Below are 13,947 nucleotides of genomic sequence, written 5' to 3'. Positions count from 1 at the left end.
GCCGACGGGAAGTATGCCGTCCGCGGTCCAGGGCGGTTGCGGCGGGCGGCCAGGGGGAAGCGGAGGGGGCTTCGGGCGTCATGTGGTTCACCGGCCGTGACGCGCCCCTCGGTCGTTACGCGTTCAATCTCTTGGCGTGCGCGGCCGGGCTCGCGCGGCGCGGCGGGCGTCGGGGGTGTAGGCAGGAGGTATGAGCGTGCGGCGTGGGCTCGTCCGCCTCGACGGCGCCCGGCGGCCGAGCCCTGGGTGGCTGGCGGTGCCGTTGGCGATCATCGTGCTGGTCACGGTCATCGACATCAACACCCCGCCGACCATCCACCTGGGCCCTCTGCTCATCGCGGCCCCCGCCATCACCGCCTCCTTCGCCGGCCCGGCCCTCACCGGCGCCATCGGGGCCCTGGCCGTGGTGGCCCAGATCGTCATCGCCGTGCTGCACGGCGGGCTGACGACTCCCAACCACGTGGCCCAGATCGCCGCCCTCCTGGTGATCTCCGTCCTGGTGACGCTCTTCCGCTACGTCCGCGACCGGCACCAACGGCGGCTGACCCAGGTGCAGTCGGTGGCCGTCGCGGCACAGCAGGTCCTGCTGCGGCCGCTTCCCGAGCGGATCGGCCCGCTGCGGATCGCCTTCTCCTACATCGCCGCCGAGGCCGAGGCCCAGATCGGCGGCGATCTGTATGCCGCGGTGCCGTTCCCCGGCGCGACCCGCCTGGTCGTCGGCGACGTCCGCGGCAAGGGGCTGTCCGCGATCGAAGAGGCCGCGGTGCTGATCGGGGCCTTCCGGGGGTCCGCGTACCGCCATCTGTCGCTGCCCGGCATCGTGGCGCACCTGGGGAACTCCGTGTACTGGAACAACGCCCACCTCGGGGACGGCAACCCCGCATCGGAGGAGTCCTTCGTCACCGCGCTGGTGATGGACGTCCACCACGACGAGCCCTTCCTCACCATGGTGAACTGCGGCCACCCGCCGCCCCTGCTGCTCCACGACGACAAGGTGCAGGCACTGGAGGTCCCCGATCCCGCGCTGCCGCTGGGTCTGAGCCCCGCGGACGAGAGCGAGTACGACGTCACGACGTTCGGCTTCGAGCCCGGCGATCTCCTGCTCCTCTACACCGACGGCGTGATCGAGGCCCGCAACCGCGAGCGCGCCTTCTACCCGCTGCTCGAACGCGTCGCCTCATGGAACGAGACCGACCCGGCGTCCCTCGTCCGGCATCTCCACGACGACCTGCTGCGGTATGCCGGGGGAAACCTGGACGACGACGTGGCCATCATCGCGGTCGCGGTACCGCAGCCCGGACGGGGGACGGGAGGGGGCACGATGGCTCCCGCGCGGCCTCGGCGGGGGCGGTGAACTCCCGGAAATCTCCCGGACATCACAGAAGCGGGGCCGTGAAATACGCCGTGCCTAGCGTTTCCGTTCCTCCCCTCCTGCCGATGGCGCCATGCGGGGAAACGCAGAGTTCCCGAGCACCCCAGGAGGCGTGGCATGAGTGCGCACCCACGACCGGCAACGGACGTCCGAGCGACGGCTGAGGACGTCCGTCCCGGAGCCGCGCCCGAGGAACCGTCCGGCGCCGGGCGGACCGCCGCCAAGGAGACCCTGGAGGACTACACCCTCCGCTTCGCGCCCCGCAGTTACCGGCGCTGGACCCCGATGGTGGTGGCGACCACCGCACTCGGCGGCATCGCCTACATGGCCGACTTCTCCATCGGGGCCGGCATCGGCCTCACCCACGGCACCGGGAACGCCCTCGCCGCGATCGCCGTCGCGGCGGCGGTCATCTTCCTCACCGGCTTTCCCCTCGCCTACTACGGCGCCCGCTACAACATCGATCTGGACCTGATCACCCGCGGTTCCGGCTTCGGTTACTACGGCTCGGTCCTGACCAGCGTCATCTTCGCCAGCTTCACCTTCATCTTCTTCGCGCTGGAGGGCTCGATCATGGCGCAGGGCCTGAGCCTGTGGCCCGGGCTGCCGCTGTGGCTGGGATATCTGGTCGCCACCCTGATGGTGATTCCCCTGGTGATCTACGGGATGAAGGCCCTCAGCAAGCTCCAGGTGTGGACCACGCCGATCTGGCTGCTGCTGATGGTGGGCCCGCTGGTGTATCTGGTCTCCACCGACCCCGGCACGGTCACCCGTTTCCTGTCGTACGCCGGGAGCGACGGCGGCGGTGGCGGCGGTGGCGGTCTCAACACCGCCTCGGTGCTGCTGGGTGCGGGCGTATGCCTGTCGCTGATCGCGCAGATCGGCGAGCAGATCGACTATCTGCGCTTCATGCCGCCCAAGACCCCGGAAAACCGCCGCAGTTGGTGGACCGCCGTGGTCATGGCCGGTCCCGGCTGGGTGGTGCTCGGTGCGCTGAAGCAGGCCATCGGGGTGTTCCTGGCGGTATACATCCTCGCCGAGGTGGGGCCCGCCGCGGCCACCGAGCCCATCCAGCAGTTCCGCGGGGCGTTTTCCGCGATGCTGCCCTCCTGGCTGGTGGTTCCGCTGGCGGTGGTCCTGGTCGTGATCAGCCAGATCAAGATCAATGTGACCAACGCCTACTCGGGGTCGCTGGCGTGGACCAACTCCGTCACCCGCCTCACCCGGCACTACCCCGGCCGGATGGCCTTCGTCCTGCTCAACCTGGCCTTTGCGCTGGCGCTGATGGAGACGGACATGTTCCGCGTCCTCAACTCCCTCCTCGGGTTCTACTCCAACTGCGCCATCGCCTGGGTCGTCACCGTCGCCACCGACATCGTCGTCAACAAGTACCTGCTCCGACTCTCCCCGCAGGCGCCCGAGTTCCGCCGGGGCATGCTCCATGCCGTCAACCCCGTGGGCGTGGTGTCGTTCGTCGCTGCCTCCGGCCTCTCGATCGCCCTGTACTTCCACGCGTTCGGCGATGCGCTCCAGCCCTACTCGCCGGTCGCCGCCGCTCTGATCGCCTTCGTCCTCACCCCGCTCATGGCGGTGGTGACCAAGGGCCGCTACTACCTGCGCCGCACCGACGACGGCCTGGCCGAACCGCTCCTCGACCCGGACGGCAACCCCAGCGCCGCCACCTACGCCTGCCATGTCTGCCAGCAGCCCTTCGAACGGCCGGACCTGGCGGCCTGTCAGGCGCATGACGCGATGGTCTGCTCCCTGTGCCTGACCACGGACAAGACGGGGGAGCACGTCCTGCCGGCGGGTGCGTCGTTCAACGGGCAGGTAATGAAGTTGTGAAGGTCGGTCAACGCGCGTAGCGCATGACATGGACACTGCGGTTTCCTGAAGTGTCTCTCCCCCCACACTCTTTGGAGACCTCCATGCGCCGTGCTGTCCTCGGTCTGTCCCTGACCGCGCTCGCCGCCGTCGGTGTGGCGACCGCCATCCCCGCCCCCGCCCTTGCCGACCCGCCCGCCCCGCCCTCGGAGGCGACGGCCCGCGCCGAACTTTCCGGCCTGACCGTCGCCACGCCGGGCTCGATGGACGGCTACGCCCGCGACAAGTTCGATATATGGGCCAAGCAGCCCGACGGCTGCACCACCCGTCAGGACGTCCTCGCCCGCGACGGCAAGGACGTCTCCGACGGCTCCAAGTCCTGTCAGCCGACCAGCGGAAAGTGGTACTCCGCCTACGACGACACCACCGTCACCGAGGTCGCCCAGGCCACCATCGACCACATGGTGCCGCTCGCCGAAGCCTGGCGGTCCGGTGCCAGCAAGTGGACCGCCGACCAGCGCAAGAACTTCGGCAACGACCTCAAGGACCCCCAGCTCCTGATCGCCTCCGAGTCCTCCAACAGCTCCAAGAGCGACAGCGGCCCGGCCGACTGGAAGCCCACCAACAAGAGCTTCTGGTGCACCTACGCCGAGGACTACACCCATGTGAAGTCCGTCTGGAAGCTCACCACCACCGACGCCGAGAAGAAGGCCCTCGGCTCGATGCTCGACACCTGCAAGAGCTGACCCACCGGCCCTCCCGTAGGCGTCCCCGTCCGGCCTCCACGACCGGACGGGGACGCCGCCGGGCGCCAGAGCCCTGATCGCCTAGACTCGGCGGATGGCGAAGTATTTCGACGTACACCCGGAGAACCCGCAGCGGCGCACCATCGGCACGGTGGCCGACAGCATCCGGTCCGGTGCGCTCGTGGCCTATCCGACGGACTCCTGTTTCGCCCTGGGGTGCCAGCTGGGCAGTCGCGACGGCATCGACCGGATCCGGTCGATCCGCAAGCTCGACGACCGTCACCACTTCACCCTCGTGTGCCAGAACTTCGCGCAGCTCGGGCAGTTCGTGCACATCGACAACGATGTGTTCCGCGCCATCAAGGCGGCGACCCCCGGCCGCTACACCTTCATCCTCCCCGCGACGAAGGACGTACCGCGCCAGCTGCTGCACCCCAGGAAGAAGACGGTCGGTGTCCGCATCCCCGACCACGTCGTCGCCCAGGCCCTGCTCGCCGAGCTCGGTGAGCCGCTGCTCTCCAGCACCCTGCTCCTCCCCGACGAGGCCGAGCCGATGACCCAGGGCTGGGAGATCAAGGAGCGGCTCGACCATGTCATCGACGCCGTGGTCGACTCGGGGGACTGCGGCACCGAGCCGACGACGGTCATCGATTTCTCCGGCGGTGCGGTCGAGATCGTCCGCCGCGGGGCGGGCGACACCGAGCGGTTCGAGTGACCGCGTGAGGTGAGTGACCGCGGTCTGACGGCCGGACTTCAGGTGGCCCGCCAGCCCGACCACCGGGTCACCGCGATGGCCACCACGGGCCCTTCCGGTGGGCGGTCGGCGTACTGGTGGCGGTACTTGGCCGTGAGCAGGTGGACGTAGCGCGCGGATGCCGCCGAGGCGGAGGCCGGGGGCAGGATGGTGGCGGTGCCGTCCGCGCGGGCCCACCAGAGGAGGTCCCAGTCTTCGTCGTAGCCGTCGATGAGCAGGCAGACCTCGGGGTGGGCGCGGATATTGGCCAGCCGCTTCAGGTGGGCCGACTGTTTCGGCTTGTGGTCGACGGCGAAGACGACGGTGTCCGCCGTGAGGGCGAACACCGCGGGGACCAGATGCGGGCGGCCGGCGGCGTCGGTGGTGGCGAGGCGGGCGATCCGGGCCCGGGCGAAGCGCTCGCGGGCCTGTTCGCCCGTCATCGTCGGCACTGCGGCCCCCGGCACGTCACGGCAAGCGTTTACCCCGCTCGTGCCCGGCGCAACAATCCGTACGGCCGACCGGGGGAGAGGCCGCGCGCCCGGCTGGGGGTCACCACCCGGGCCTCAGCGCGCGGAGCCTCACTCCCAGCAGGGCCTCAGTTCACGCAGACAAGTCCCAGGACGCACAGATGTGTGGGCGAGTTCGGATCGGTCGACGGGGACGACGGTGAGGTCGAGGTGCCCGGCGAGGTCGTCGCCGGGGCCTGCGTCGGGGCGTTGCCCGCGGCGGAGCCGCCGGAAGCGCCCGAGCCGCCGGACGATGCCTGGGGCGTCTTGTGGGATGACGAGACGGCCGCGTGGTCGGTGTGCGCCGCGGGAGCCGCTGCGGTGTGCGACGGCGCGCTCGGGGACGCGACGGGGTGGGCCGTGGCGGCGGCGTGCGGCTGGAGCGGCGTGGTGGCGGTCGGCGTGGTGGTGTGGTGCTGGGCTCGGCCGGCCGTCAGGGTCGGCCGGGCGCCGGGGTGCCGGGAGGCCCGGTCGTCGGGCTGCTCCTCGGGCGCGGTGGCCGAATTCCCGGGCGCGGACCCCACCCCCGTCGCCGGCTCGGGCGTCCCGGCCGCCTGCGCATGGCCGGTGGTGGGCCGATGCTGCATCAGCATGGTCGACAAACCGCCGCCGATCAGGGCGAAGGCCGTCGCGGCCGCGGCCCGGCGCCGGTACTTCTTCCACCGGGCCAGCTGACGGCGGCGTGCCGCCCGGCCCTGCCCGGTGGCGGCGGGGACGGCGGCGCCTTCGGATGCCGCGGCGTCCGCTGCCTCCGATATCGCCGGTATGGGCGCCGTCGCCTCGGGGCGCGTCCACTCGGGCGCGGACTCCGCCGGCCAGGCGTCCCAGTTGTCGCCGGCGGCCTCCGCGTCGGGTCGGCGGCGGGTCGGGGCTATGTCCGGAGCGTAATCACCGCATCCCGGGCACACGAGCGCCCCGTTGAGATTCCGGCGACACGACGAGCAGTAGTCCATCTGCGAGCTTTCTGTGCTGACTGCGCCGCCAGGGACGCCGAATACCTTGATCCACAATGGGTACGCGGGAGCGAGCGAGCAGTAACGGTAACGAGGCCCCCTGGTCACGGAACGGCGAGCCTGTGGCGCTTTCGTGAAGATTCCTTGTCGATGGCTCGCGCATTCCTGGCATGCCCCGATGAATCCCGTCATGTGACGCTGGACGCGGGGGCGGGGTTTGTGATCTTGGTCGGTCCCTACCCATCGGTATGCCCTAGCCGCCCGGCCGGAAGACCAGCACGGTGTTGTGGCCGCCGAAGCCGAGGGAGTTGCTCAGGGCGAGGCGGACGGTCTGCGGACGGGGCCGGTCGGTGACCAGGTCCACCGGTCCGGTGTCCGGTTCGGCGCTGCGGAAGTTGGCGATGGGCGGGACGAGGCGGTGCTCGACGGTCAGCGCGGTCAGGGCGGCCTCGACGGCCCCGGCCGCTCCCATCGTGTGGCCCAGGACGCCCTTGGCGGCGGTCACCGACGGGGGAGCGGCGCCGAACATCCGCGCCAGCGCGGCGGCCTCGGCCCGGTCGTTGAGCGGAGTGCCGGTCCCGTGGGCGTTGACATGGTCCACCTCCGCCGGAGCGGCGCCGGCCGTCCGCAGGGCCTGCTCCGTGGCCCGGCGCAGGCCCCGGCCGTCGGGGTCGGGGGCCACGGGGTGGTGGGCGTCGGCGGAGCTGCCGTATCCGGCGAGGCGGGCGTGGACCGGTGCGCGCCGGGCTGCCGCGTCGGCGCCGCGCTCCAGGACCAGGACGCCCGCCCCCTCGGCCAGCACGAAGCCGTCCCGGGCCGCGTCGAAGGGCCGCGAGGCGGTCGCGGGGGGACCGGGGTGCCGGGACAGCGCGCCCATCCGCGCGAACGCGGTGGCGCACAGCGGGGTGACCATGGCGTCGGTGCCGCCGGCGACGGCGAGGTCGCAGTCGTCGGCGCGCAGCAGCAGCGCCGCCGTGGCCACCGCGGACGCGCCCGACGCACAGGCCGTGGCGGTGTGCAGCGCCGGGCCCAGGGCCCGCAGGGCGATGGCCAGCTGCCCGGCGGCCATGTTCGGCAGGAAGGCGGGCAGGGTCAGCGGCGAGACCGCCCGGGACCCGGCGCCCAGCAGCTTGCGGAACTGGCTCTCGTAGGTGTCCACCCCGCCGGCCGCCGAGCCCAGGACGACCGCGACCCGGGCGCCGTCCCACGAGGCCGGGTCCAGCCCGGCGTCGGCGACGGCCTCGCGGGCGGCGGCCAGCGCGAACTGGGTGAACCGGTCATAGCGCCACGGCCGCGGACCCGGCACATGCGTGCGGGGATCGAAGCCGGGCACCCGGCAGGAGAAGGAGACCGGAAGCCCGGCCAGCGCCGGGTCCTCGGCCGCGGTGCCCCGGCCGGCGCAGACACCCGCCCAGGTCCGTGCCGTACCGACACCGGCCGGGGTGACCAGCCCGATGCCGGTGACGGCGATGTCCGGATCGCGGCCGCGACGGATCACCGCGGGTCTCCCGGGTCGGTCGTCGCGCCCGCCGCGGACAGCTGTGCCGCGACGGTCTGCGCCAGCTTGTGCAGGGCCATCTCGGCGGCCGCTTCGTCCTCTTCGAGCGGGACGCCCCAGTGATCCTGAAGTGTGACGTAGAGCTCGACGACGGCCAGGGAGTCCAGTTCCAGGGAGGCGAGGGTCGCCTCGGGACGGATCTCCTCGGCGTCGGCCTCGAACTTGTCCCGGAGCACGGTCACGAGGTGGTCGTAGACAGATTCCATGGTGGCTTCCCCTTAGGTGTCGGATGGGTGGTGGAACGGGCGTCAGGCGGCTCGGGTGCGTACGAGCGGGGGCGGGCGGCCGGCCAGCCGAGCGCGACCGACCCCCAGGTGAGGCCGCCGCCGAACGCGGTGAGCAGCGTGCGGGTGCCGGGCTGGACGTGATGGCGTGCCGCCGTGTCGGCCAGTGCCAGCGGGATGGAGGCGGCGGCGGTGTTGCCGACGTCGCGGATGTTGCCGTAGCGGAAGCGGGGGGCGATGCCCACACGGTCGGCGACCGAGTCGAGGATGCGCTTGTTGGCCTGGTGGCCGATGAACGCCCCGACCGTGCCGGGCCGCCAGCCGGCCCTGGCCAGCACGGCGAGCGAGGAACCGGTCATCCGGCGCACGGCGTGTCCGTACACCGCGCGGCCGCTCATCCGGAAGTACCGGTCCTCGCGGCACAGTCGGGGCGAGGTGTCGGGCCGGCGCGAGCCGCCGGCGGCGATGGCGATCAGATCGCTGCCCGAACCGTCGGACCCCCAGTCGACGGCGGCGATCGCCCCCGGCTCGGCGCGGTCCCCGGCCTCCAGCACCACCGCCCCCGCGCCGTCACCGAAGATCACCGCGGTGTCCCGGTCGAGCGGATCGATGATGCGCGAATACGTCTCGGCGCCGATCACCAGGGGCCGGGCGCACACCCCGGTACGGACCAGGGCGGTGGCCACGGTGACGCCGTAGACGAAGCCCGAGCACACCGCCGACAGATCGAACGCGGGCACCGCCCCCAGCCCCAGCCGGTACGCGACCTCGGGTGCGGTCGCCGGGCAGCGGCGGTCCGGGGTCGTCGTCGCGAGCAGGACCAGGTCCGCGCGGGCGTGTGCGGACTCCTGCGCGGCGCGGCCCGCGGCCACCGCCAGGTCTCCGGTGCTGGTGTGCTCCTCGGCCGCCCGGCGGCTGGTGATGCCGGTGCGGGTGCGGATCCATTCGTCGGTGGTGTCCAGCACCCCGCGGCGTTTGACGTCCTCGTTGGACAGCACCCGGGGCGGCAGACAGCTGCCGATACCGCGGATCACGGCGGTGGGGGTCACGGTGGTCATGGTCGGCCCGGCCTCTCGGGAGGGGTGTCAGGCGGCGAAGGGGGAGGGCGGTTTCGGGATCCCGGCGAGTCCGCTGTCGGGCACTGAGGTGCCGCCGTCGAGCACCAGCGCCTGGCCGGTCAGATAGGACGCGGCGGGGCAGGCCAGGTACAGCGCGGCGCAGGCGACTTCGTCCGGCTCCGCCCAACGGCCCAGCGGCACATGGGCCATCAGCCAGTCGGACAGCGGCTCCGTGGAAGCGGCGAAGGCGGTCATGTCCGTACGGGTCCAGCCCGGGCACAGCGCATTGACCCGGATGCCCTCGCGCGCCCAGCCCACCGCGAGGCTGCGGACCAGCGAGATCTGCGCCGCCTTGGACGCCGCATACGCCTCCATCCTCGGCGTGCCGATCACACCGGCCGTCGAGGACATCAGCACCACGCTGGCCCGGGGCGAGGCGGCCAGGTGACGGTGCGCCCGTCGGCACAGCGCCGCGGTGGCGTTGAGGTTGACCGACAGCACCTGGTTCCAGTCCTCCTGCGCGGAGTCCTGGAAGGGATCCAGGACGGGGCTGCCGTCCGGGTGGGACGGGAGCATGCCCGCGTTGTGGACCATCCCGTCCAGTCCGCCGAGCGCGTCCGCGGCCTTGTCCACCACCGACTCCGCGGCGCCCGGCTCGGCCAGATCGCCCGGGACGAGCACGACGGTGCGCCCTTCCTCCTCCGTCAGCGCCGCGGTCTCCTTCAGCGCGGCCGAACTCCGTGCGGACAGCGCCAGATCGGCGCCGGCCCGGGCGAACACCACGGCGACGGCCTTGCCGATGCCGCGCGAGGCGCCGGTCACCAGGATGCGCGCGCCGTCCAGCCGGAACGAGGTGTGGGTCGTCATCAAGAACTCCTTTGCATGACAGGGGTGTTCGTGGTTGCAGGGACGGTGTGCGGGGCGCGGGCCGGGGCGCCGTGGGCCGGTGCGCTGCGGGTGGGCGCGATCCGGATGGCCGGCGCCCCGGTCCAGGTCAGCAGCGCGCTGCCCCAGGTCACGCCCGCCCCGAAGACGGCCAGCAGAATCCGCCCGCCCCGGGGCAGCAGCCCGCGGGCCGCGGCGGTCGCCAGCGCGTACGGGGCGCTCGCGGCGCCGATGTTGCCGACCTCGTCCCCGACGATGACCAGCCGCTCGCGCGCGATGCCGATCCGGTCGCCGAGGCTGCGCAGCAGAACGGGGTTGGGCTGATGGGTGATGACCGCGTCGAGGTCCGTCAGCCGCAGCCGGTTGCGTACCAGGGTTTCGTCGACGAGCCGGGGGAAGATCTCGGCGATGAAATCGCGCACCGCACGGCCGTCCATGTGGATGCGGTGGCGGTGGCCGCCGAGCGTGGCGGGGCTTGCGGGGGCGCGGCTGCCGCCGGCGGGGATGAGGACGTGATGGGCGCCGGTGCCGTCGGAGCCGAGCCGGAAGTCGGCGAATCCGGCGTCGTCCGCGACGGTTCCCAGGACCGCGGCGGCCGCGCCGTCGGCGAAGAGCACCGCGGTGCCCCGGTCCGTGGGATCGAGGAACTTGGAGTACGCCTCGACGCCGACGACCGCCGCATACCGCGCCCCCGGCTCCCCGCGCAGCCAGTCGTGGGCGACCCGCGCCGCGAACAGCCAGCCCGCGCAGGCCGCGCTGACATCCAGCGCCACGGCATGGCGGGCGCCGGTCAGCGCCTGGATCCGGCAGGCGGTCGAGGGGCCGAGCTCGTCGGGTGTGGAGGTGGCGGCGATCAGCACGTCGATCTGGTCGATGTCGATGCCCGCGGCGGCCACCGCGGCCCGTACGGCGGCCGCCGCGAGATCGGAGGCGGCCTCTTCGGGCGCGGCCACATGCCGGGTGTGCACACCGGTGCGTTCGGTGATCCACTCGGGCGTGACGCCCACCGCGGTCGCGACGTCATGGTTGGTGCGGATGCCGCCGGGCAGATACGTGCCCATGCCCAGCACGCCGATCCGGGGCATGTTCGGGGGATGGTGGCTCATGACGGCCTTTCCGGTAGTCAGTTGAGGGACGCGGTCAGGGCCGCGGCGTAGTCGTCGGCGCCCAGCGGAGCGGACACCGCGCCGGACGGGGCGCCCATGGCGTCCTCCAGCAGGGGCAGATGCGGCAGCAGGCGGTCGCACAGCGCGTCCAGCACCGCGGGCAGCGTCCGTACCGTCGCGGCATCGAGCACACCGGTCGCCTGGAGGGGGCCGGACAGGCGGCGCGCCTCGACGGCCCCGTACAGCGCGGCCAGGGGACGCAGGACCGCCAGCAGCCCGGGATCGTGGACGGCCTCCAGAACGCCGGTCACCGCCTCGGCCATGAGTCGGTTCCCGTACGCCTCCCCGAGCCCGCGCGCCGCGTCCAGCAGCGGATTCCACAGCTCCAGGCCCGTCGCGCCCGTCTGGGTGCGGCGGCCCAGGGCCTGGTGCAGCGCGTCCGTCAGCCGGGTCTCCTGGGCGCGGGCGGTCGCGAGCCACCAGCCCGGGTGGTCGACGGGCACGTCGGGCGGCGGTGCGCCGGTGCCGTTGGCGCGGCCGGCCTCCTGTGCGAGGGCCCGGCCGGCGTCCAGCAGGATCAGCTGGCTGTCGCCGCCCGCGCTCTCGAAGGCATGGGCGAACCCGTGGTAGCCGCCCAGCATGTTGGGGTGCAGGAATCCGGCGAGCCCGCACCGGTGCTGGCATTCGGCGGCCACCCGGGCCGTCCCGCGCACCGAGAGCGCCTTGAGCACCGCCAGCGGACGGTCGACGGCGGTCCACGGCGCGAAGGCCATCCCGTTCGTGCGCTGGGCCCCCGGAGCGCCGCCCGGTGTCGTGCGCGACCGGGTCCAGATCTCCCGCGCCGTCCGTCCGGCACAGGTCAGAGCGAACGACTCCGCCAGACACCCCAGCAGCGCATGCTGCTGCGTGCGGCAGTCCAGCACCTTCGCCCCCGGCGCCAGCCGGCCGTGCGCCCGGCGGCGCGCCGAGAAGCGCAGCGCCTGTACGGAGCTCTCCCGCGCCATCGCGGCCATCGCCGAGGGCAGCGTCGCCCACAGGATCTGCCCCACGCACAGGGTCCGTTGCAGCCGTGCGTCCGGGCTGCCGAGGGGATCGTGGAAGGCGCCGTCCGCAGCGATCCGCGCCCCGTCGCACAGCCACTGCTCGGGCCGCAGTCGCACGCCGTGGAAGCGCACCAGCGCATAGTCCAGCGGAAGGGCCGGCACCTCCAGGCTGCGCGAGATCTCCACCCCGGGGAGCGGACCGCTCTCGTCGCTGAGGTCCACCACGAAGGAGAACACCCCGCGGTCCGTCCCGTCGGTCACCACGCGGGCGCAGACCACGGCCGTCTGCGGAGTGCGGGGAGAGCCGACGGCGGAGAACTTCGCCGCCCGAGCATCGGGTGTGCGCAGGACGAACTCACCTGATTCCGGCTCGAATCGGGCGGTGGTGCGGATCCCCAGATGGCTGCTGGCGTCGCCGATCTCGGTCACCAGGAAGACGCCCTTGGCGCGTGCGCTCGCCAGCGCCTCCCCCTGCCGGCCGAGGCGGGCCGGGTCCCCGGCCAGCGTGACGATGGAGCCCAGGCACAGGGCGTAGTGGGAGAGGACGGCCATGTACAGGGGAGGGTCGGTGAGGGCGACGCATTCGCTGAGCACCGCGAGCTGCTCCGGGTCGCGGAACAACTCGGCCACCGGCGGCAGGCTCTGGGCGATCCGGCGCAGCCGCCGGTGCACGCGCAGGGCACCCTCCCCGCAGCCCGCGGCCGCGGGGGCGTCCTCGGCCAGGGTGAGCAGAAGGCGGTTGCGCAGGGCGTCGGAACGGGTGCCGCCCACGATCTCGGTCAGTTCACCGCGGGGTGGCAGGTGCGTGGTCATTGCGGCGGCTCCAGAGGGCGGAGAGGGGGCCGTTGGGCGACGGGGCGGCCGGGGCGTGGGCGTCCGGCCAGGGGAAGCGGGGGTCGGCGAGCGGGGCATGGGCGCCGGCCGCGGCGGGCGGCAGGGTGTGCCGCACATTGCGGGTCAGCGCGCAGCCGGTGCCCGCTTCGAGGATCAACACGCCGCCACCGGTGGCCACTTGGTGCAGCACCTCGGGCAGCCGCACGGGACGGATCAGGCAGTTCGCCAGCCCGCGGTGGACGTCGTCGCCGGGCCGGTAGCGGCCCCCGTGGACGGCGGAGAAGACGGGGACCCGGGCGGGCCGGGCGGTCAGGGGGCGGATCGAGGCCTCGAACGCGTCGGCGGGACCGGTGAGCGAGGGGTGGTGGGTGGAGAACGGAAGCCGCAACCGGGACACCGCGATCCCCTGCCGCCGGGCCCGTTCCTCCATGGCCGCCAGCGCCCCCAGCGGGCCGCTCACCAGGGTCTCACCGGGATCGTTGATGCAGGCCGCCGCCAGGTCCGGGGCGTTCGCCTCGCGCAGCAGGGCGCGGGTACGCCACTCGGCCGCGCCCACCAGCGTCATCCCGCCCGCACAGCCCACCAGCTGACGGGCCAGCAGACAGGCGATACGGGCCCCTTCCGCCACCTCGAACACCCCCGCCGCGGTGAGCGCGGCGATCTCCCCGAAACTCACCCCGAGCACGACATCGGGCGCCAGCCCGATCGCGGACAGGGCGCGGTGCACCGCCACCGAGGAGCAGAACAGCGCGAGTTGGGGCGTGCCCACCCGGGCGGCGGCCAGATCGCGGCCACTGGGCGGGGAGTCGCCCAGCAGCGCCCCGGCCAAGGGCGCGATGCCGAATTGGCGGCCCACGTCTTCCGTTTCCCGGAATACCTCGGCGACGGATTTCCGCACCGCGGCATGCGTACGGATCGCCCGTACGAGCGGGCTGACGGCAAAGTCGCCCTGCCCCGGAAAGACATGGACGATCCGGCGCGGCGACGCATCGTGATCCTTCTCGGATGCGACGAAGGAATTGCGCATCTCGCCACCCCTCCTTTCCTGTTGACATCCGCTCACCGATTGAACAGCGGCCCTCGCGCCGATGGCCGGCTTTCG

At 72.9% G+C, this 13,947-nt stretch carries 13 protein-coding genes; 4 read left to right on the top strand and 9 right to left on the bottom strand.

Annotated elements, in window-relative coordinates; genetic code table 11:
* Nucleotides 1-190: 190 nt before the first annotated feature.
* The 4 genes from B1H19_RS06695 (at nucleotide 191) to B1H19_RS06680 (ending at nucleotide 4,657) form a co-directional block, all read left to right on the top strand.
* The gene (locus tag B1H19_RS06695; RefSeq protein WP_083103695.1) at nucleotides 191-1,354 is read left to right on the top strand and encodes a PP2C family protein-serine/threonine phosphatase; all 1,164 of its coding nucleotides are present in this window, start codon (nucleotides 191-193) and stop codon (nucleotides 1,352-1,354) included.
* A gap of 135 nt (nucleotides 1,355-1,489) precedes the next feature.
* Nucleotides 1,490-3,217, top strand: coding sequence for a purine-cytosine permease family protein (locus tag B1H19_RS06690; RefSeq protein WP_083103694.1), 1,728 nt, complete (start codon nucleotides 1,490-1,492; stop codon nucleotides 3,215-3,217).
* Between the two features lie 83 nt (nucleotides 3,218-3,300).
* Nucleotides 3,301-3,942, top strand: a complete 642-nt coding sequence (locus B1H19_RS06685) for an HNH endonuclease family protein (RefSeq protein ID WP_083103693.1) — start codon at nucleotides 3,301-3,303, stop codon at nucleotides 3,940-3,942.
* A 94-nt stretch (nucleotides 3,943-4,036) separates the two neighbouring features.
* Nucleotides 4,037-4,657, top strand: a complete 621-nt coding sequence (locus B1H19_RS06680; protein WP_083103692.1) for an L-threonylcarbamoyladenylate synthase — start codon at nucleotides 4,037-4,039, stop codon at nucleotides 4,655-4,657.
* A 38-nt stretch (nucleotides 4,658-4,695) separates the two neighbouring features.
* Here the strand turns inward: B1H19_RS06680 and B1H19_RS06675 are convergent, their stop codons facing one another.
* The 9 genes from B1H19_RS06675 to B1H19_RS06635 form a co-directional block, all read right to left on the bottom strand.
* Nucleotides 4,696-5,118 (bottom strand): TIGR03668 family PPOX class F420-dependent oxidoreductase, encoded by a 423-nt coding sequence (locus B1H19_RS06675; RefSeq protein ID WP_418361428.1) that lies wholly within the window; start codon nucleotides 5,116-5,118, stop codon nucleotides 4,696-4,698.
* 155 nt (nucleotides 5,119-5,273) lie between these two features.
* Nucleotides 5,274-6,137, bottom strand: coding sequence for an SCO2400 family protein (locus B1H19_RS06670; protein ID WP_083103690.1), 864 nt, complete (start codon nucleotides 6,135-6,137; stop codon nucleotides 5,274-5,276).
* A gap of 253 nt (nucleotides 6,138-6,390) precedes the next feature.
* Nucleotides 6,391-7,635, bottom strand: coding sequence for a beta-ketoacyl-[acyl-carrier-protein] synthase family protein (locus B1H19_RS06665; protein WP_237289166.1), 1,245 nt, complete (start codon nucleotides 7,633-7,635; stop codon nucleotides 6,391-6,393).
* On the bottom strand, nucleotides 7,632-7,901 hold the full coding sequence (locus B1H19_RS06660) for an acyl carrier protein (protein WP_083103689.1): 270 nt from the start codon (nucleotides 7,899-7,901) through the stop codon (nucleotides 7,632-7,634). Before B1H19_RS06660 ends, B1H19_RS06665 begins: the two co-directional genes overlap by 4 nt.
* Nucleotides 7,874-8,977, bottom strand: coding sequence for a beta-ketoacyl-ACP synthase III (locus B1H19_RS06655; protein WP_083103688.1), 1,104 nt, complete (start codon nucleotides 8,975-8,977; stop codon nucleotides 7,874-7,876). Before B1H19_RS06655 ends, B1H19_RS06660 begins: the two co-directional genes overlap by 28 nt.
* A 27-nt stretch (nucleotides 8,978-9,004) precedes the next feature.
* Nucleotides 9,005-9,844, bottom strand: coding sequence for an SDR family NAD(P)-dependent oxidoreductase (locus B1H19_RS06650; RefSeq protein WP_083103687.1), 840 nt, complete (start codon nucleotides 9,842-9,844; stop codon nucleotides 9,005-9,007).
* Nucleotides 9,844-10,968, bottom strand: a complete 1,125-nt coding sequence (locus tag B1H19_RS06645; RefSeq protein WP_083103686.1) for a 3-oxoacyl-ACP synthase III family protein — start codon at nucleotides 10,966-10,968, stop codon at nucleotides 9,844-9,846. The genes B1H19_RS06650 and B1H19_RS06645 overlap by 1 nt, the downstream gene beginning before the upstream one ends.
* 17 nt (nucleotides 10,969-10,985) lie before the next feature.
* Nucleotides 10,986-12,824, bottom strand: coding sequence for an acyl-CoA dehydrogenase family protein (locus tag B1H19_RS06640; protein WP_083103685.1), 1,839 nt, complete (start codon nucleotides 12,822-12,824; stop codon nucleotides 10,986-10,988).
* On the bottom strand, nucleotides 12,796-13,872 hold the full coding sequence (locus B1H19_RS06635) for an acyltransferase domain-containing protein (RefSeq protein ID WP_083103684.1): 1,077 nt from the start codon (nucleotides 13,870-13,872) through the stop codon (nucleotides 12,796-12,798). Before B1H19_RS06635 ends, B1H19_RS06640 begins: the two co-directional genes overlap by 29 nt.
* Between the last annotated feature and the right edge of the window lie 75 nt (nucleotides 13,873-13,947).

Origin of the sequence: Streptomyces gilvosporeus, from assembly GCF_002082195.1 — a bacterium.
Taxonomy (GTDB): domain Bacteria; phylum Actinomycetota; class Actinomycetes; order Streptomycetales; family Streptomycetaceae; genus Streptomyces; species Streptomyces gilvosporeus.
This window is presented reverse-complemented; position numbering and strand designations above follow the sequence as displayed.

Coding starts and splice junctions, on each gene's coding strand:
- B1H19_RS06695 (WP_083103695.1), top strand. CDS start 191: ATGAGCGTGCGGCGTGGGCTCGTCCGCCTCGACGGCGCCCGGCGGCCG.
- B1H19_RS06690 (WP_083103694.1), top strand. CDS start 1,490: ATGAGTGCGCACCCACGACCGGCAACGGACGTCCGAGCGACGGCTGAG.
- B1H19_RS06685 (WP_083103693.1), top strand. CDS start 3,301: ATGCGCCGTGCTGTCCTCGGTCTGTCCCTGACCGCGCTCGCCGCCGTC.
- B1H19_RS06680 (WP_083103692.1), top strand. CDS start 4,037: ATGGCGAAGTATTTCGACGTACACCCGGAGAACCCGCAGCGGCGCACC.
- B1H19_RS06675 (WP_418361428.1), bottom strand. CDS start 5,118: ATGACGGGCGAACAGGCCCGCGAGCGCTTCGCCCGGGCCCGGATCGCC.
- B1H19_RS06670 (WP_083103690.1), bottom strand. CDS start 6,137: ATGGACTACTGCTCGTCGTGTCGCCGGAATCTCAACGGGGCGCTCGTG.
- B1H19_RS06660 (WP_083103689.1), bottom strand. CDS start 7,901: ATGGAATCTGTCTACGACCACCTCGTGACCGTGCTCCGGGACAAGTTC.
- B1H19_RS06655 (WP_083103688.1), bottom strand. CDS start 8,977: ATGACCACCGTGACCCCCACCGCCGTGATCCGCGGTATCGGCAGCTGT.
- B1H19_RS06650 (WP_083103687.1), bottom strand. CDS start 9,844: ATGACGACCCACACCTCGTTCCGGCTGGACGGCGCGCGCATCCTGGTG.
- B1H19_RS06645 (WP_083103686.1), bottom strand. CDS start 10,968: ATGAGCCACCATCCCCCGAACATGCCCCGGATCGGCGTGCTGGGCATG.
- B1H19_RS06640 (WP_083103685.1), bottom strand. CDS start 12,824: ATGACCACGCACCTGCCACCCCGCGGTGAACTGACCGAGATCGTGGGC.
- B1H19_RS06635 (WP_083103684.1), bottom strand. CDS start 13,872: ATGCGCAATTCCTTCGTCGCATCCGAGAAGGATCACGATGCGTCGCCG.